General features: G+C 58.8%; 16 protein-coding genes. 3 read left to right on the top strand and 13 right to left on the bottom strand.

The genetic code is table 11. The features are described 5' to 3' along the window. Window positions 1-165: 165 nt before the first annotated feature. Window positions 166-615 (bottom strand): cysteine rich repeat-containing protein, encoded by a 450-nt coding sequence (locus B5527_RS24280; protein ID WP_154072498.1) that lies wholly within the window; start codon window positions 613-615, stop codon window positions 166-168. Here B5527_RS24280 and B5527_RS24275 point away from each other — a divergent pair. Further along, the gene (locus tag B5527_RS24275; protein WP_079603801.1) at window positions 610-843 is read left to right on the top strand and encodes a hypothetical protein; all 234 of its coding nucleotides are present in this window, start codon (window positions 610-612) and stop codon (window positions 841-843) included. The genes B5527_RS24280 and B5527_RS24275 overlap by 6 nt on opposite strands. A 63-nt stretch (window positions 844-906) precedes the next feature. On the opposite strand, the gene B5527_RS24270 is transcribed toward B5527_RS24275, so the two are convergent. The 4 genes from B5527_RS24270 to B5527_RS24255 form a co-directional block, all read right to left on the bottom strand. Further along, the gene (locus B5527_RS24270; RefSeq protein WP_079603800.1) at window positions 907-1,395 is read right to left on the bottom strand and encodes a DUF2059 domain-containing protein; all 489 of its coding nucleotides are present in this window, start codon (window positions 1,393-1,395) and stop codon (window positions 907-909) included. 142 nt (window positions 1,396-1,537) lie between these two features. After that, complete coding sequence (locus B5527_RS24265; RefSeq protein WP_079603799.1) at window positions 1,538-2,722, bottom strand: OpgC domain-containing protein; 1,185 nt, start codon at window positions 2,720-2,722, stop codon at window positions 1,538-1,540. Between the two features lie 289 nt (window positions 2,723-3,011). Beyond that, entirely contained in the window at window positions 3,012-3,212 is a 201-nt protein-coding gene (locus B5527_RS24260; RefSeq protein WP_079603798.1) for a DUF2905 domain-containing protein, read from the bottom strand. 298 nt (window positions 3,213-3,510) lie between these two features. Further along, window positions 3,511-4,413, bottom strand: a complete 903-nt coding sequence (locus B5527_RS24255) for a polyphosphate kinase 2 family protein (RefSeq protein WP_079603797.1) — start codon at window positions 4,411-4,413, stop codon at window positions 3,511-3,513. Between the two features lie 549 nt (window positions 4,414-4,962). Between B5527_RS24255 and B5527_RS44450 the strand changes: the two genes are divergently transcribed. Continuing rightward, window positions 4,963-5,109: a hypothetical protein gene (locus B5527_RS44450; RefSeq protein WP_154072497.1), complete on the top strand. Its 147-nt coding sequence runs from the start codon at window positions 4,963-4,965 to the stop codon at window positions 5,107-5,109. Between the two features lie 310 nt (window positions 5,110-5,419). Here B5527_RS44450 and B5527_RS24250 read toward each other — a convergent pair whose 3' ends face one another. Both B5527_RS24250 and B5527_RS24245 read right to left on the bottom strand, forming a co-directional pair. Further along, complete coding sequence (locus tag B5527_RS24250; protein WP_079603796.1) at window positions 5,420-7,207, bottom strand: pyrroloquinoline quinone-dependent dehydrogenase; 1,788 nt, start codon at window positions 7,205-7,207, stop codon at window positions 5,420-5,422. Between the two features lie 149 nt (window positions 7,208-7,356). Continuing rightward, a complete protein-coding gene (locus tag B5527_RS24245; protein WP_079603795.1) occupies window positions 7,357-8,538 on the bottom strand; it encodes a patatin-like phospholipase family protein in 1,182 nt (393 codons plus the stop codon). 453 nt (window positions 8,539-8,991) lie between these two features. On the opposite strand from B5527_RS24245, the gene B5527_RS24240 reads away from it, so the two are divergent. Then, a complete protein-coding gene (locus B5527_RS24240; RefSeq protein WP_197689205.1) occupies window positions 8,992-9,207 on the top strand; it encodes a hypothetical protein in 216 nt (71 codons plus the stop codon). A gap of 545 nt (window positions 9,208-9,752) precedes the next feature. Here B5527_RS24240 and B5527_RS45460 read toward each other — a convergent pair. The 6 genes from B5527_RS45460 to B5527_RS24205 all read right to left on the bottom strand — a co-directional run bounded on the left by B5527_RS45460 (window position 9,753) and on the right by B5527_RS24205 (window position 16,639). Next, entirely contained in the window at window positions 9,753-10,016 is a 264-nt protein-coding gene (locus B5527_RS45460) for a hypothetical protein (RefSeq protein WP_172842642.1), read from the bottom strand. 549 nt (window positions 10,017-10,565) lie between these two features. Further along, on the bottom strand, window positions 10,566-11,159 hold the full coding sequence (locus B5527_RS24225) for a tetratricopeptide repeat protein (protein WP_079603792.1): 594 nt from the start codon (window positions 11,157-11,159) through the stop codon (window positions 10,566-10,568). A 497-nt stretch (window positions 11,160-11,656) separates the two neighbouring features. Next, window positions 11,657-12,268 carry a hypothetical protein gene (locus B5527_RS24220; RefSeq protein WP_154072495.1) on the bottom strand — a complete coding sequence of 204 codons (612 nt, stop codon included), beginning with the start codon at window positions 12,266-12,268 and terminating at the stop codon, window positions 11,657-11,659. 214 nt (window positions 12,269-12,482) lie between these two features. Beyond that, window positions 12,483-14,393, bottom strand: a complete 1,911-nt coding sequence (locus B5527_RS45455) for a serine hydrolase (protein ID WP_079607463.1) — start codon at window positions 14,391-14,393, stop codon at window positions 12,483-12,485. 220 nt (window positions 14,394-14,613) lie between these two features. Next, window positions 14,614-15,426 (bottom strand): class I SAM-dependent methyltransferase, encoded by an 813-nt coding sequence (locus B5527_RS24210; protein WP_079603790.1) that lies wholly within the window; start codon window positions 15,424-15,426, stop codon window positions 14,614-14,616. A gap of 211 nt (window positions 15,427-15,637) precedes the next feature. Then, the gene (locus B5527_RS24205; protein WP_079603789.1) at window positions 15,638-16,639 is read right to left on the bottom strand and encodes an ABC transporter substrate-binding protein; all 1,002 of its coding nucleotides are present in this window, start codon (window positions 16,637-16,639) and stop codon (window positions 15,638-15,640) included. Between the last annotated feature and the right edge of the window lie 151 nt (window positions 16,640-16,790).

Below are 16,790 nucleotides of genomic sequence, written 5' to 3'. Positions count from 1 at the left end.
CCAAGAGCCCTCGCAGCATTCTGGTTGAATACGAGCCGACCATGTTGGGGTTAGCCCTGACGGTCGACGTCGAGAAAGGTGTCAGGGGCGGTCGAGAAGGGCACAATATCGGAAGGAAGGAGCGACCGGTCCCGACCCGGTGCCCTGGCTCGCGCTACAGCAATCTTAAAGGTCCCCGCCCCCCAAGATCTTCTTGCCCGCCGCGGCCTGGGACATCGCATCCCTGCAAGGATCGCTCACGTCTGCCATGTGCGATTTTATGCAGGCTCTGATACCGCCGGTGCCCGGCTCAATACCGGCACACAGTTTCGCAACGTCGGCCTTGCACACCTTTCCGGTCACCGCAACCGTCAGCACGCGGTCCTGGCAGCTTGGCGACAGGTCGGTCAAATGCGATTTTATGCAAGCTTTGATCCGGCCTTCGCCTGGCTGAATGCCGGCGCACAGCGTCTTGATATCGCCGGCGCAGGGCTTGCCTGCCTGCTGTGCCACTGCGACAGAACCTGACAGCAGCAGCGCTGCTAATATAATATGCCCGGATCGCATTCCTGCCATTTTAGATTCCTCTATGAGATTCAAAGAAGGCTTCGCCAATCCTGGGAGGACCAGATGCACACTTTCTCCAAAAGGTCGGCGGTTGCACTAATCGCAGCGTTCCTCGTCACCTTCGCGATAGCCGGCCTTGCTCAGGAGCAAAAATTCAAGGCGGTCCCTGTAAAGACGACAGATGCCCTTACCATATCCGCACAGGACTGGGGAAATCCGGATGGGCCGGAAATCCTGTTCATCCACGGCTTCCCGCAAGGTCATCTGTCTTGGATCAAGCAGATGCGGTCGGAATAGATTGCGGCTTGCCGGAACAGCTCTATGACATCGACTGGCGGAAGCAAATCGGCGACACGGCCGTCACATTTTGTGCCCTTTCTGGCGCAGCAGATCCGTCAAGCGTACGCGCAAATCCTCGGCCGCCTTGCGACTGGCATCCTGGCCGATCTGCATGCTCTGCTGGGTGATTGCCAGCGATTTTTGCAGAAGCTTTTGTCCGACCGGAAGACGGTAGAACGCGTCAATTTCGCGCAGCTCATCCACCGTAAAGTTGCTGGCATAGAGGGAAGCAGCGCTGTCGACCATCGAGGAATAGTATGGCGCGTACGCATCCCCTATTTGCGCTGCCATCGCATCATAATCGCGCTCGATCTCTGGACGACCCTGTACCAACGCCGGCTTGATACTCAGGAGAATGACTGGAAGCAGCGCCTTGTACTGATCCGTTAACTTCATCGTAGAGATCAGGCTACGCGCCACCGCCAAAGCTTCGGGTGATGGTGTTTGCGCTGGTGCCGTGGAGATCGAAAAAAGAAGCATAACACCAATGATCATCAGGCGTTTGGACATAAGCTGGTTCCTCCCAATAGATCAACAGTGTCCCAAGATTGGTTCTTCCGATCAAACAATTCTCATCCCTTCGATCGCTAAAGGAAAGAATGGCATTCACGTAGCATGCCTCGATCGAACTGCTGAGCCGCGGCTTAGGGTCTCAAGCCGGCTCCGGCTTCATGGCCGGTTTGGTCGTCTCAGTTTCGGACACATCAACGAACAGGTTCGGGACCTTTTCCGCCCGATCGAGAATCCACGCGAGCGCGGTCATGATCGCCACGCCCGCGATGCTAAGGGCGATTTGCCTCCAGTCACCTCCGGGAAACTGCACAAGTAAGTAATGCACGCCAAATGACAGGAATACGCCGAGACAGAAATTCGGAAGCGAATGTTGACCGCACAGGATGAGCGGCCGCAACCAGTGGGAGGTCAGGGGACCCCAGTGGCGTGGGATATAGCGCGAGACCAGGACAGCCAGGGCGAGAAAATGCGTGAAACGCAGCATATCAAGATCGGTCTTGTCGATCGGGTAGATCGCCTTGATCATCCACTTCGGAACCAGCGATTCGAGAAAAGCGCTATGCCAGGTCATCACGATGAAGAGCGCGAAGAAAATCCAGGCAACGGATATGACTAGCGCTGCCCGAGACTGGATCAGAAACCAAATCTTAGCCGCGCCTCCGATAGCGCACCATGCCCCGAGGAAGAACATCAATTGCCACGCATACGGGTTGAAATACCAATGAGTTCCCGGCGGATATGAAGCAAGATTCCAGTCGAACCAGCGCGCCAGCACGTACAAGATGGCGGAACCGAGCAGTGTCAAGTTCGGGCGGCGCACGAGGCACCACAGAACTAGCGGTGAAGCGAGCACCAGAACGATAAAGAGCGGCAGCACGTCGAGATCGACCGGCTTGTATCGCATCGTGAGTGCCTGCCAGATCAGCTCATCGGGATGTGCGAGAAAGTTGGCGACGTTGAACTCATCCTTGTACATCGGATTGTCGAATTTTCTGGCCGCGCGAGCGATCTGCGCGGTAAAAATTAGAAACAACAGGATGTGGGCGATGTACAAGTGCCAGGCCCGCACCAATAGCCGTTTGGTGGCAGCGAGAAAATTGCCGGTTTGAATGACTGGACCGTAGATGTAGCCCGCCAAATACCCGGAAATGAACACGAAGAATTCCGCAGCGTCGCTGAAGCCGTAGTTACGCAGCGTCAACCAGCCGACGACGTCGTCCGGAATGTGATCGAGGAAAATCATCCACAGGCCGAGGCCCCGGTAAAAATCGAGACGAAGGTCACGCTCAATTGCTTCCGAGATTGATGAAGCGTTTTTCGCCATTTTACTTGTCCATCTGGTTCGATTGGCCGTTGCGGTCGCTTCCGCCGAGATCGTGAATGCGCCATGCGGATTGGAAAGAGTCGACTGCACAGCCTGGGCAGTGATGGGCTCGTAGCGGTGTCCGAGGGGTTGCGGCTTGCGAGATTGTGGTGCCGCCTGGGCCGCACATCAACAGTGCAATCGATGAGCTAGCGACAGCTAGAGTCGACGAAAACCTCACAGCGATGTCCTCCAATGCGGGGGCATCCAATTCTACCCTAGTTCCCAAGGATATCCAATTAGCGGATGGCTAGCGATTGAGCAGCCACAAGATCACGCTCAGCACCACGCTGATGATGAGCGAGGTCGTCAGCGGAAAGTAGAGGGAGAAGCCCGACCGCTCGATTGCGATGTCGCCGGGTAGCCGCCCGAGCCCGAGCCTGTCGATCGAAGGCCAGGCGACTCCGGCGACGGGCAGGACCAGTCCGAAGATGAGAAGTGTGCGAGACATCTCATAGCCTCCTTCAGCCTGGCGTCGGCAGCCCGGGTCCGGCGAGCCCCTTGAGGCCCGCGGTCATGACGCTCATGCCGAGCAGGAACAGACCCACGCCACCGAGGACCGAAACCGTGGTCGACATACGCGCTTCCCTTGGGGGGCATCGACGATCAGGCTATTCAATGTAACGCAATTGCAAGGTGAAGTCAGCCAAAGTTGAATATTCCTGGCGTCGCGGATCGGGGTCTTCGGTCGCAGCTATCTTTTCGGACCAGTGACGTTGAACGTCGATTTTTCGGACAATCGCGGTTGTTTACGATTCGCGTGCGAGTTCCTCACGCGCAGCCGCCAGCTCCTTCTTCTGCTCCGCGCTCACCTTCGGGTATGCAAGGTCGAGCTGCTCCACCGCCTCCACGATCGCCGCGGCGACCACAAGCCGGGTAAACCACTTGTTGTCGGCCGGCACCACGTACCAGGGCGCGTGCTCCGAAGCCGTGGCCCGGATCGCGTCCTCGAACGAGCGCATGTAGTCGCGCCAGTATCTGCGCTCGTGCACATCAGACGCAGAGAACTTCCAATTCTTCTCCGGGGTATCGAGGCGCTTCACGAAGCGCTTTTTCTGTTCTTCGCGCGACAAGTTCAGGAAAAATTTGAGGACGACAACGCCCTGCCGGGTCAGGTAGCCCTCGAAGTGCGCGATGTCGGCGAGCCGCTCGTCCCAGATCCGCTTGCCCATGACCTGCGGAGGCAGTTTCTGCCGCTTCAGGATTTCCTCGTGCACGCGCACGACGAGGACCTCCTCATAGTAGGAGCGATTGAATATGCCGATCTGCCCACGTTCAGGCAGGCGTCTGACGTAACGCCACAGGAAATCGTGGTCGAGATCCTCCTGCGAAGGCTGCTTGAACGAAGAGACCCGGCAGCCTTGCGGATTGACCCCTGACATGACGTGTTTGATCGTGCTGTCTTTGCCAGCCGCATCCATAGCCTGGAAGACGAGCAGCAGCGACCAGCGATCCTGGGCATAAAGCATGTCCTGTTCTTCTGCGAGCCACTGAGTGCCGCGTTGAAGGAGCTCGGCAGCTTCGCCCTTATCCATCCTCAAGCCGCGCGTTTCACCAGGGTCGAAGTCCTTCAGTTGAAAACCCTTGCCGCTGGTAATGCGGAACGGGTGGGTGTACTTCTGGATTTGGTCGATAATGTCTTTTCTCGGCATAACGTGACCTCCCTTCTAAGAGACAATCTCGCGCTGTCTGCCCAACGCCTCCAGGCTTGACTTGCTTCCAATGTTCTTGGTGGCAATGCCTTACCCCATTCTATCATGGCGATAGGGCTCTGCCTCCGCCTGATTGCCACGCAGCCTAGGTCACTCGCGGCGACGAGAGACAATTCGCGGAAACGACCGCCGCGCGGCCTTTCGAACGCGGCTTTTTCCAACATGAGGTCAAACTCGGATGTGCTCTAACAGCGGTCCGCTTTGCTCCAGGCAGCCGACTTAAGAGCGAAGCTGCTGCCGGAAGTCCGCGTTGGGGGCAGACTCGGACGTCGAAGCGTTTAACTGGGACGTCTGCTTTACCCCCCCCCCCCGCGAACGGACATCCTCAGCCCGGCCGCTCAGGTCCGAAAAGTGCCAAAAGCGGACTCATGCACCGCAGCAAAAGCAGTATCTTTATTCGTTACCGTTCTCGCCAAGTATGGCGTTCGCGTTCGGCCCTAACACTGTCTAGTAGCACGGTGGAAGGGGAAGGAACCCGCACCGTGGCGCATGGTAAGCTCCGGCGGCAGCAGCACCGGCGCCTACCGCCACTCCGCGGCGTACGGCCGCACCATGGTGAACGCCACCGTGATGAACGCCAGCGCGACCAACGCCAGCACGACCCACGCCGGCGCGATATGCGAAGGCGTCAGTTGAAACGGTCGCAATACACGCGATGCCGACGATAATGGGTGCAGCAAGCGAGATAATAGTTCGACGTGACATGATTTATCTCCTTCGAGACGGACATCGCGCCATGTCTGTTTTGTGGAAATGGCCGAACGGAGGATGACCCCAGCTCAGATAAACGAAACGCAGAAGCTCGCACGCGACTGGAAGCTACGCAGCCACCTCCTCGTTAGCGGAGCTCTTATCTTTCCGAACTGGGACCTGTCCAGGCACAAGCTTCGCGAGGGCAGCCTGGAAAGCGCGGCGGTCATCCCGCCGTGAGGCGGTTGGCGATGCTTTACTCCAATCCAAGTATTGAAACCTTGGCTGTTGTGATTTCGGTTGGCCACAGAATTTCTGTGAGACCTTTTGCAACGGCGACCTTTTGTGTCCCATTGACTGAATAGGTAACGACGCCGCCGCCAATCGCGCCGCCGATTTTTTGGCCCCACAATTTGTGCCCGTTTGCTGTGTCAAGCACGTAGAAATTTCCGCCCATGTCCCCAAAGAAAACGATGCCGCCCGCCGTCGGCGTCATGCCGCTTTGAATGGGATAATTCGTCTTTGCTCTCCATCTCCAAGCGCCAGTGTCGGCGTCAACGGCGTAGGTCCAACCTGCCCAGTCGAAAGCCGGGTCCGACTTACCCCACGTGTAGAACGGATTGATCGATGCTTCGCCGGACCACGGTTTGCCGGGCGGAACGGCGGCGATTTTCTCGGTCGGCATAAGCGTAATGGTGGTGCACCATTCGACCTCGCCGATGAACACGAGGTTCAACTGGGGATCGTAAGCGGGACCGTTCCACTCGGCGCCGCCAACCGAGCCCGGACAGAAGTGGACGGGCTTGCCGACCACAAACGGCGCATCCTCGTTCTCCATCCGGGTGACCGGCAGCCTGTAGAGCAAGGCATTGGTGTCGAGATCGAAGCCGTAAAGGTGGCCGTCCTTCGGGGCGACCGACAGAACCTTCTTGCCGCCTGTGGTCTTGATAATGGCTGGAGCGCCGGAAACGTCCCAATCGTGCCAGTCTTTCGGCACGATCTTGAAGTGGTTCTTGTAAGCCCCGGTCATCGCGTCGAGGACGACGACCGAGCCGGAATAAAGGTTCGACCCTTCACGCACGTCGGTTGCAAAATCGGGTGCGGGGTTCCCGCCCGGTACATACAACAAGCCGGTATCCGGGTCCAAGGTGTATGAAGTCCAGGTCGCGCCGCCGGTTATCGGCACGCCTTGCAGCGAGTTGCCCCAAGTCGACGGATTGAGGGGTGAGGCACCGAGCGGTCCGCGCGTCGGATCGCCTTCAGCCTTCGGCACGAGGTAGAACTCCCACACGATCTTGCCGGTTTTGGCGTCAAGCGCATACATGCGCCCCTTCACTCCCTTGATGTCGCCTCCTGCGTTGCCGATGAAAACCAAACCGTTCCAGGCGATCGGAGCCGCCGGGGCGCTCTCGCCCTTCTTCGGGTCCCCGATGGCGGTTTCCCAGATGCGTTTGCCCGTCTTGAAATCGTAGGCGAGGACACGGGCGTCTTGGGTGCCGCGGAAAAGCATGCCGTCTAGATACGCCGCGCCGCGATTGACCTCCTGGGGCGTAGCCGGAACGTAATCCTCATGCGCGCGCCAGTTCTCGCGGCATGTCGAAGGATCGATGGAGAAGATGTCGAACGCGGTCACGAAGATCAGCGCGCCGTCCACCTCCAACAACCCGGAATTGAAGCTGCTATATTGCGTGGTATCATAAGTGCAGAGAACTTTGAGCTTCTCAGCGTTTGTTCTGTTGATCTGACTTAACTGCGAGAAACGGTTCGAGGTGAGCGTCTTGTTGTAGCTTGGCCAGTCTACCTCAGTTCCGCCAGGAGCAGCCTGCGGCGCTGCCGAAGCCGTCAAGGTTGATGGCTGCGCCGCCGCTCCGGTCGGGGCGACTTCCGTTTCAAGGGTCCCGGCGGGAGCCGACCAATAGCGCACATAATTTATCGCCGTCGACCCGATCTGAACCGTTTGGTCCCAATAAGCATAGGACAGACCGGCTATGGCAATGCCGACGACAACGATTGCGCTGAGGAAAGCGCGAAGGGAAAATTTCATCGGCTGACTCCCTGAATTACCAATTCTGTGGGACGGGAGCGAGCAGACTCCCGCCAGGCAGAGTCGGGCATACGGATGAATTCGTTCGCCGATGTCCGTACCAAAGCGTTCGCCATTCAGACCTCCCGCCGCAAATATGTTGGATCAAATCATCCAGCCACTCCGCGATCTTGCGTGGCGAGATCGAAGGTAAAGACCCCATCCGCTCCGTCCGGGCGTTGCAGCACCTCCGGATGGCGAAGCGTGCGTACCGCATCGTGGTAGCCCGCCTTCCAGTGTTCCTCCATCGTGCGGCGGGAAAACTCGTAATCTTTGGAGCAACCTTCATAATTCTTGGCGTGGTAGATGAGCTGTATAAGATTGTAGACTTTCTCATCCGCGAGCTCCGCCAGCCTCTCGGCCTCCGGCGACTGCAGCAGGTCCTTGGGTAGCTTCTTGAGAAGTTTCGCGGCTGTCCGGCGGGCCATCTGCAGTTTCTTGAATTGATCGGTCGCGGCCCGCGTGCGGCTGGAGAAGCGGATCTCCTTCTGACGCAGTTCAATCTCGGTCAAGTTGCGCGGTAGTTCGCCGCGCGCGCTCCACAGATCGAGCTGAAAAACGAGGGTGTCTTGCCTGGGGCTGCTGTCGAGCACCCATTGCAACGGTGTGTTGGAGACGAGGCCGCCGTCCCAATAGAATTCTCCCTCGATTTCCGTAGCCGGAAAGCCCGAAGGCAAAGAGCCACTTGCCATTACATGTTGAGGGCCAATCTGGTCGGTTGCATTATCGAAGTAGACGAAGTTGCTATTGCGGATGTTCACAGTGCCGACGCCGAAGCGAGTAGCTCCGGCGTTTATCAGGTCAAAATCCACCAAGCGTTCGAGTGTGGCCTTGAGCGGAGTAATGTCGTAGTAGCTCATAGATACGGGGCTCATCGACGGATAGAGGTAGGGCGGCGGCTGACGGAGTTTGAAGAAGCCGGGCGCGCCGAAGAGGAGCGTGTTGAACGAGCGCAGCTGATTGACGATGCTGTGGGCGAACTCGTCTTCGAGCTTTACCTCCGGAAAATAGGGTATTCCAATCCGAGAGCTGCTGACGGTTTCCCAGAATTCCCGCAATCTCTCGACACGCTTTTCCGGCGGATTGCCGGCAATAAGCGCCGAATTAATAGCTCCGATCGAAATGCCCGCTACCCAGTCGGGATGCAGATTGGCCTCCGCCAGGGCCTGGTAAACGCCGCCCTGATAGGCCCCAAGGGCACCGCCGCCTTGCAGCACCAATGCGATCCGCTCGAACGGCGGGCGCTCAGTCGTGATGTGGGTCTTGCGCAGCGAAGGCTGACGGTCGGGCATCACGGTCCTCCTATACTGACTGCGCGCGTTGCTCCACCGTCCGATGCGTCGTTGAGACCATCATTCCGGTGCTCAAGGTGCTCAATGCGGTTTCACGTGCAGCTTTGTTCGGCCCGTGGAAGCCGAACACTATAGTGGCGTGCCTGAAGAAACTCGGGCTGATCCGGCCGCCTTACCTGCCGGCAAGCCGTGCCAGTTTAATGCCGGGTCGGGTCCTCGACTATGCAGATTCGGAATCTCCCCGAGGCACCCTCTCACCACGGCTCGGTACCGCGACCTTTGCAGTCCTGATTTGTGATGACCGACGCGCCATGGACCAACATGATGGTCTTCATCGATTCCGCTCCGACAGAATGATTGATGCGTCGCGCCGTCTGCCGCTCGCATTGCTAGTGGCCAATGGCCTAACGGAAGACTCTTCAGGGTTGCCGTCATTGATCGCACAATGCCGAGTTGGCCGTCGCAACCATTCCGTTCGTCGAGACGATCGACGAGAACTTCGATGTCGGGGTGGATACCCGCACGGGCGTGGCGGACAAGGACCACCAGCCGCCATTCCGGTTCACCGGCAAGGTCGATACACTAACGGTCAAGCTGGTCCCCCTGAATGCTGCCGAGGAAAAGCTGCTGCAGCGAAAGGCCCAAGACACGAAAAACAAGACCCAGTAAATCGCTCCGCCTTTGTTGCCGGGTACTTGGCTGTCTAGCTTTGAACTGGAAATTACTCGCCAATGTCCGCAGTGGGTCATTTGCGTCGATTTTGGTATGTCCGCGTCATGTCCGGTTAGGGGGTAATCTCGGAAGTGCCGGTTGCCCGGTTTTGCCGATTCCGCATCCCCTCCTTAGCAACGTTCTACACGACGTTGCGATTGCGGGGACTATCAAGCTGCTGCATGGACCACCTGTCACTTAGACCTTCGAAGTTGGAGCGCGAGATCGAAGTCACGTCGGTGGCGCAACTCGGTAGCAGTTTTTTTGTTACGAAATTCCAGCATCAAGTTACATCCGCAACAGTGGAATCGCCTGAACCGCGCTACGCGCGCAACGCGCTTTCTGAATTCAAATTTAATCAGGCGTCTCTCGCGCGGAGTTGAGCAACAGTGATGTCGAAGCCAGTAGCGTTTCTCTGGAGCGATTGCCACCTGCAATGCGTGTCGAGGTTGGGAGCTAGTTTCTCAAGGAGGATGATCATGTTGCGTAAGACAGCGATCGCGTTATTGGCCGTTGCATCTGTTGGCCTGGCTGCGCCAACGATGGCCTTGGCTCGCGGCGGTGGCGGCGGAGGCGGAGGAGGCCACGGAGGTGGCATGGGCGGAGGCCATGGCGGCGGCTTTGGCGGTGGTGGCGGTTTCCATGGCGGCGGCTTTGGCGGCGGTGGCTTCCATGGCGGCTTCCGCGGTGGTGGCATGGCATTCCATGATGGTGGTTTCCGCGGCGGTGGTCGGAGATTCGGCGAATTTCGTGGTCGTGGATTCCATGATCGCGATTTCGGGCGCCGCCGCTTCGGATTCGGATTCGGCTACCCATATGATGACTACTATGACGACTACGCTTACTCTTATCCGTATGGATATGGGTATGGCTATTCCCCGTATAGGTATCGATATGGCTATTACCCGTACGCCTCCAGCTATGGGTACAACTAAAACAACGGCAGTTGCTATGTAGTCCTGCCGACCTCAGCGCTCTCTCGCGCTGAGGTCACAGGCGATTTCGGCAGTTCGCTAATAAGCTCTAAGGTCCGTTCGACACGACGTCGCGATTGCGGGGACTATCAAGCTGCTGCATGGACCACCTGTTCTGCCGCGGAACTGAATAGGAGGCCGAGATACAAGCGCGCGATGCTGGCGTTGTGGCTGATGACCGCTTTGGGTCAAACTCAGACGTCCGGCTGCGTGTGAGCTAGGTCCGTTCGTCCCCCGATCAACGGACATTAGGAGACCGGCGCGGCTGGTCCGTTTCGTGCCAAACTCAGACATGGCCTTTGGCGCGGCCGATGCGCCCAATGAACGGCGTTGCGGCTAGACTCAATAAACGAGACCGGTGCCGGGCGGTTTTTCGAGCGCAGCCGCCAGCGACCGATACTCCTCGCAGTCGGTCCCGCAAATCGCAGCTATCCGGCTTAGATGATATTGCGCCTGATCGCGGTTGCCCTGCTCAATCTGCCACAGACCGTAATACTGCCACGTCAGCACATGGTTCGGATCGGCCTTCAGCGCGCGCTCGTACCAAACTTGCGAGAGCTTGTAATCGCCGACTTTGCGATAGGAATAGCCGATCAGGTTCGCGACGTTCGGGTGATCGTCATGGCCAAGCGCCTTAAGCTGCTCGATCGCCGCACTATAATCGTTGCGGTCATAGATCGTCGCATAGGCGGCGCGATAGCCCCGCAAAAAGGCGGGATCGTCGAACAGCGACTGTTTCCTGGGCTGCTTCTGCTTGGGTCTGCGGTTGGTGAGGCGAGCTTTGCTGTCCGGCGTTGCTGATGGGGGAGAGGGGCGCATGATGTCTTCTCCAGGAGGCCCGCCGCCGCCGGCGGCAAAGACCGGAACGACGGGCGCAGCGATCAGCGCCATCAGGAACGCTGCCAGCGTCACAAACCTGACCACTAATTTGAACATTTGATCCTCCTGCTTTCGTCTGGGCGATCTCTCCAAGGCTGCACATGTTAACTCCCCTTGGCTTGAAACATTCCCCTCGGAAGGATTCTTGTTTTAGCAAAATCTCGAAATGGAATCCCTATAACGCGGTTGCAGCCCAAACCGCGTTGGGGCGCGCGGTGAAACCCGAGTATTTCATGATGGTGGGTGTGACAGTTACACTGCCCTTTTTTGGATAGCAGGTAATTGCTTGGCGCAGCCGCCTCTTGCTCCGCTGAAGTTCAGAGAATTTTCCCAATGGGAAAATCAAAACTCCGCATTTAGGTCCCCTTTGGGTCAAATTCGGAAGTCCGGGAGCGCAACTGGGCCGTCCGCTTACCCCCTCAAGAACAGACATCGTCAGCGTGACCACCCATGTCCGAAGAGTGCCAGAAGCGGACGCGCGGGAATGTTGCTCAGCCGGTCGGGGATACCAGAGGGTCACGCCTTCTGTCGTCGACACGTCGTATCGTCTGATCCTACTCTGGCTGGTACGGCCATGCGCGCCATTTCCGCACCCAATAGCGAGCCTGACGTAGCGTGGCTACAGTTGCGCCTCGACCCAGCACGAGCAACGCTCCTATTGTTAGTTTCACCAGAGCTTGCATGATCCAAGGGATTTCTAGCCAGGCACCCGAGCGCATAACGCGCGTCCAAAGTGGTTCCGGCGTTGGCGAGCCACCCAACCCATAGTAGACCCCCTGACTGAAAATCGTTCGACATAGCTCGGCGAACCCGCCTGCGAGGAAATACAATCCAATCACGGTTACAAGGCTGACCTCGATATTTTTCAGGTCGGTCGATGTCACGGGCAGGTCGCCGTCGTTAGGCGCTTGCCTGGCTCGATCGACGATGCCGCCACTCCACCACATAAAACCCAGGCCAACGGCGACATAGGCGGCAATTGGTCCGAAATAGCTGGCTCCGACCATAACAGCCGTCGGCCAAGTAAAGGCGACCCTTGCCGTTTCCCAACTGTGCATCTGAAGGGCAAATTGATAGATAGTCGATGGCAGATCGACCGCCGCGCCCAGAAGGATAAGTAGGCCGAACACTTTGATAAAAAGTCGCGTAAGGTCCCGGCGCGTCAACATTCTCTCCAACCTGCAGCAAGCTGCTATTGCCCGAAGCATAAAAACACCTTCTCCTTGCTAACTCAACCTCAGCGATTGCTTGGTTCCATTGAGTTGTGGGCGACTGGCCCAACAAGGGCGGGAAAAGTTGACAATTGTCCGCTTTGGGGTTGCCGGTCATTAAGAGACCTGGAAGGGCACAACGACGACGATCCCTGGGACCGGCGGTAGTTTAGTTCACTTTCGCCACCGTGATTTGCCAGGGCCCTGAATTGAGCACTGCGCCGGAGATTTTTCCGGCTTCGTCGCGCACGAAAGCAAGACGAGTGTGGTCGTCGTCTTCGACAAGGAACTCGCTGTTTGACGTCGGTCGAGCCGAGGTCGTCTTGCCTTTTTCAAAGTTGAGGACTTCCCATCTCCCCTTTGCCGCAATCGCAAGCGCACCGTCTTCGACCCGCACCTCTATCCGCGCGCCCGCCGGTCGGATCGGCTCACGAACGATCGTGACCTCGATCGGGTCGTGATCCTTGCGCGCAATCTTGAGGCGGACCGGCGAGCCGGCGGGACCGCGCAGCTTCTCGAGCACCTGGTTCATGCTGAGCCCCGCCAAGGGCACGTCGTCGGCCTCCGTGAGCACGTCGCCTGCGATCACACCGGCCTTCGAAGCGGGCCCGCCCTCTACGGGCCCGCGCACTGTGACCTTGTTGTCTCTCAGCGCGACATTCACGCCGACGCCGGCGAAGGCGAAGGCGGGAATCGGCGCCTGCCTGTCGCGTGAGCTGAGCGATGCTCCGAAATCGTAGGTCCCGGCAAAAGAATTGAGGGCATCAGCGCTCAAGATGATCGGTGCGGGCAGCGTACTGGGCCTTGGAACGCTAAGCGCCGCGTAAGTCAGATGGCGCAACGCGTCCCGGTAAGGGACTCCGGCGTCCGGCGGGACCTGTATCATCTGCACCGCGATCAGCTTGTCGACCGGATCAATCCAGAAATACGTGCCCCAGAGCCCGCTCCAGTTGAAACTGCCGACGGCGCCCGGGAGCAGGCTGAAGTCCGGGTTGGTGCGAATGGCAAAGCCCAGCCCCCACCCAGTGCCGACCCTTGGACCGACGAATTGGCCATTTTCCCCGGCAAAGCGCGCATCCGGCGGCAGGGCATTTGTGGTCATCTGCTGCACGGTTTTCGCAGAGAGGATACGCACGCCGTCAAGCTCGCCGCCATTCAGCAGCATTTGACAAAAGCGCAGATAATCGGGCGCGGTCGAGACCAGACCGGCGCCTCCGGAGAATAGCCTCGCGGGCTTGGTGACATCCCAAACCGCCGCTCGCCCGCCGGGGATCGGATCGACCAAGCGCGCGCGTTTTTCGTCGGGGACGTAAAAGCCCGTGTCGACCATGCGCAACGGCTTGAATATGCGGCTATCAAGGAACTGGTCGAATGGCTGGCCCGAGACCACCTCGATCACACGGGCAAGCACGTCGACGCTCCAGCTATATTCCCAGACCTCTCCCGGCTGATGGGCGAGTGGCAACGAAGCAAGGCTCGCGACGAAGTCGGCCAAGGTCCTGTTGCGCCTGAAATCGGCCAGGCCGTACATCATGTGCAGGGCCGTTTTTCCCTCGTCGGGATAGATCAGGCCCGAGGTGTGTCGGAGCAAGTCGATCACCAGCATGGGCCGCTTCTCGGGCTCCAGCAGCAGCGTGTGCTTTCCTGTTTCGGGATCGACATCTTCGACGCCGACCGGTTTGTCCTTGAAGATCGGCAAGTACTCGGAAACGGGCGCTGTTAAATCAAGCTTTCCTTCCTCGACTAACATCATCGCGGCCACGCTGGTCACGGGCTTGGTCATCGACGCGATCCAAAAGATAGCGTCCGGCGTCAATGGATTCTTTCCCGCACGGTCGTAGGTACCGATCGCCTGGAGGTAGGCAAGCTTGCCGTTGCGGGCGATGGCGACCACGGCGCTCGCCAGCGCGCCGGCATCGACCTGCGCCTGGTACCAGGGGGCGATCCGGCCCAGGCGTTTGGCTGAAAATCCGGCGCCCTCCGGATCGGGCGAAGATGTGTTGGACTGCGCAAGGACGCTCGCCGGAAGACAAAGCAGTAACAGAGCTGCGCAAGCTCGGCGGCCAAATCCCTCAATCATCTGTTCCTCGGCGATATCTGCGTTCTCGATCAAAGCCGGTGCGGGCGGTCGTCGGAAAATAACCTGCCAATCCCGGTGCCCCAAACCTAGCGTCAGGCCTTCGCGAGGTCGACTATCCCGTGCACTTGAACCGAAACATTGCGATGTCTCAGTCGGGTCAATCGCGACCCGGTCAAGCCAGCAGCAAGTCCGGCCACGACTGGCCACCGCTCACCTGATCCTAGGCCACAGCCACGATGACGTGCGCCTGAATTTTTGCGGCAACCTCGCCGTTCCCATGTCTGTTCGCAATCCTTGACGCGGCGTGGTTGGTTGCGGCCTCGAGCTTGTCGGCGTCCCTGGCTTCGATTTCGTTGCGAAGGGGAGTTCCCTGGCAGTAGGCAACCGCAGGATGGCGCGGGGAGGGCGCGCGGCTCTGACCGGCTCTGGTCTCGATGGCCACGCTCGAAAAGCCTGCCTTCTCCAGCTCACTCTGGATCAGCGCGGGGTCGTGATAGCCATGCGGCGTGCGAGCCAAAAAGCGTGGTGGATCGCCCGGAAATAGCTCCGCGAGCGCGTTCGTTACATCGTTGGCGAACACATTCTCCTCGATGCGATCCCATACGTTGAACAGGAAATGGCCTCCCGGCTTGAGGACCCGCTTTGCCTCACGGTAGCCCGATTGGCGGTCGGGAAAAAACATGACACCGAACTGACAACAAACGAGATCGAAAGCAGCATCTTCGAACGGCAGCGCCAATGCGTCTGCTTTGCGCCAGCTGATGCGATTGTCGGCGGCCTGTCGCATAGCGGCGTAGTCCAGCATCGGCTGATTGAGGTCGGTTACGACGTAGCTGGCATCCGGCGAAAGTCTGGGCGCCAATGCTCGCGTGACCACGCCGCTGCCAGCAGCGGTTTCCAGAACGGTACGCGGCGAAAGCGCAGCCACTCGTTGGGCAATATCCTGGGCGAAGCTCTCGAATATCAACGGGACCAGATAGCGGTCGTAGTTTTCCGGGATCGAACCAGCAAACTCCCGGTCGGTTTCAGGCATCGGTTGTCTCCCGTCGACGCATTCCAGGTCGAGCCGTTGGCCAGAGCTACGGCAAGCAGCGGCACATGCCAAATTACTTCCAGCCTGATGTCTGTTTCCGATCAATCACGTCATACCAGGCTTCGCCGGTCACTTCCGGTCTTCCCCGATAAGCGGACCATCTCCGTGTTGGTTGGCATGTCTCAAACGTGCCATGAACGGACATGGCCGTCTATTCGATCACCTCGTCGGCGCGGGCGAGGAGGGAGGGTGGGATCGTCAGACCGATTTCCTTGGCGGTCTTCAGATTGATGACCAGTTCGAACCGAGTCGGCTGCTCGACGGGCAGCTCGGCCGGTTTCCCTCCTTTGAGGATTTTCGCGACATAGTTGGTCGCCATCAACACCATCTCCGGAAAGTGGGGACCGTAGGAGATCAGACCGCCCGCGCGGACACCTTCGCTGAAGGAATGCAGGACCGGGAGCCGCTCTCTGCGCGAAAGATCTCCCAAGAGCTTCGCGTGGGTAATCGAGCGCTGTTCGGTCAGGACGACGAGGCCATCGGGACGATCGGCCGCAAAGGCGGAAAAGGCGTGCTCAATGTCTTCGGCCGTGCGGAACTGAACGGCTTTGGCGTCGAGACCCAGCTGTTTCGCGAGTTCGACAGTGCGCGCCGCCTCGGGGGGCTTACTGACGTTCTCTGGGTTGTAAAGGACCACGAGGCGGGACGCAGACGGCAGAAGCTCGCGGAACACCGCCATGCGCTTCGGCATGAGCTCGGAGGTGATACAAGTCACGCCCGTGAGATTGCCGCCTGGACGAGCAAGGCTGGCGACGAAGCCGGTGGTGACCGCATCGCAGGCGACCATGACGATCGGAACGGTGCGTGTAGCGTCCTTGGCGGCCACGATCGCCTCGTCACCGATAGCCATGATGACATCGACTTTCGCATCGACGAGTTCGCGGGCGAGGCGAGGGAGCTCCCCCGGACGTCCTCCGGCAAAGCGGTATTCCACCGTGACCTCCTTGCCTTCTGAATATCTGAGCTCCCTCATCCGGTTTTGGAAATGAGTTGGCGGAACTGAGGCGCCGAAACCGAGATACCCGACTTTCGGAAGCCGCTCTGCTTGCGTTTGCGCTGGAGCGAAGCTCGGGCTCCCGAGGAGCAGGGCAGCGGCAATCAGTAGAGCCGACAAGCGGCCGATCCGGTCGAGCCTGAGAGTTCGAAGGCTCATCTCATCCTCCCTTGGCTTCTTGGATGCTGAAGGGACTCACCTCATTCGATCATCACCTAAGGCCGCGTCGATCTTCTTGTACGGGCCGCGCATGCCCGGGTAGAAGTATGCGACACGCCACACCTTGCCGGCCGATTGCTGCGCAAGCGCT

The organism is Bradyrhizobium erythrophlei, from assembly GCF_900129425.1.
Lineage (GTDB): Bacteria > Pseudomonadota > Alphaproteobacteria > Rhizobiales > Xanthobacteraceae > Bradyrhizobium > Bradyrhizobium erythrophlei_C.
The sequence above is the reverse complement of the archived record's forward strand: the minus strand, read 5'-3'. Positions and strand labels throughout refer to the sequence as shown.

Coding starts and splice junctions, on each gene's coding strand:
- B5527_RS24255 (WP_079603797.1), bottom strand. CDS start 4,413: ATGCCGAGAAAAGACATTATCGACCAAATCCAGAAGTACACCCACCCG.
- B5527_RS24205 (WP_079603789.1), bottom strand. CDS start 16,639: ATGAGCCTTCGAACTCTCAGGCTCGACCGGATCGGCCGCTTGTCGGCT.
- B5527_RS24210 (WP_079603790.1), bottom strand. CDS start 15,426: ATGCCTGAAACCGACCGGGAGTTTGCTGGTTCGATCCCGGAAAACTAC.
- B5527_RS24245 (WP_079603795.1), bottom strand. CDS start 8,538: ATGCCCGACCGTCAGCCTTCGCTGCGCAAGACCCACATCACGACTGAG.
- B5527_RS45455 (WP_079607463.1), bottom strand. CDS start 14,393: ATGATTGAGGGATTTGGCCGCCGAGCTTGCGCAGCTCTGTTACTGCTT.
- B5527_RS24250 (WP_079603796.1), bottom strand. CDS start 7,207: ATGAAATTTTCCCTTCGCGCTTTCCTCAGCGCAATCGTTGTCGTCGGC.
- B5527_RS24265 (WP_079603799.1), bottom strand. CDS start 2,722: ATGGCGAAAAACGCTTCATCAATCTCGGAAGCAATTGAGCGTGACCTT.
- B5527_RS45460 (WP_172842642.1), bottom strand. CDS start 10,016: ATGGAATCCACGACCACGAAATTCGCCGAATCTCCGACCACCGCCGCG.
- B5527_RS24275 (WP_079603801.1), top strand. CDS start 610: ATGCACACTTTCTCCAAAAGGTCGGCGGTTGCACTAATCGCAGCGTTC.
- B5527_RS44450 (WP_154072497.1), top strand. CDS start 4,963: ATGGTAAGCTCCGGCGGCAGCAGCACCGGCGCCTACCGCCACTCCGCG.
- B5527_RS24260 (WP_079603798.1), bottom strand. CDS start 3,212: ATGTCTCGCACACTTCTCATCTTCGGACTGGTCCTGCCCGTCGCCGGA.
- B5527_RS24270 (WP_079603800.1), bottom strand. CDS start 1,395: ATGTCCAAACGCCTGATGATCATTGGTGTTATGCTTCTTTTTTCGATC.
- B5527_RS24225 (WP_079603792.1), bottom strand. CDS start 11,159: ATGTTCAAATTAGTGGTCAGGTTTGTGACGCTGGCAGCGTTCCTGATG.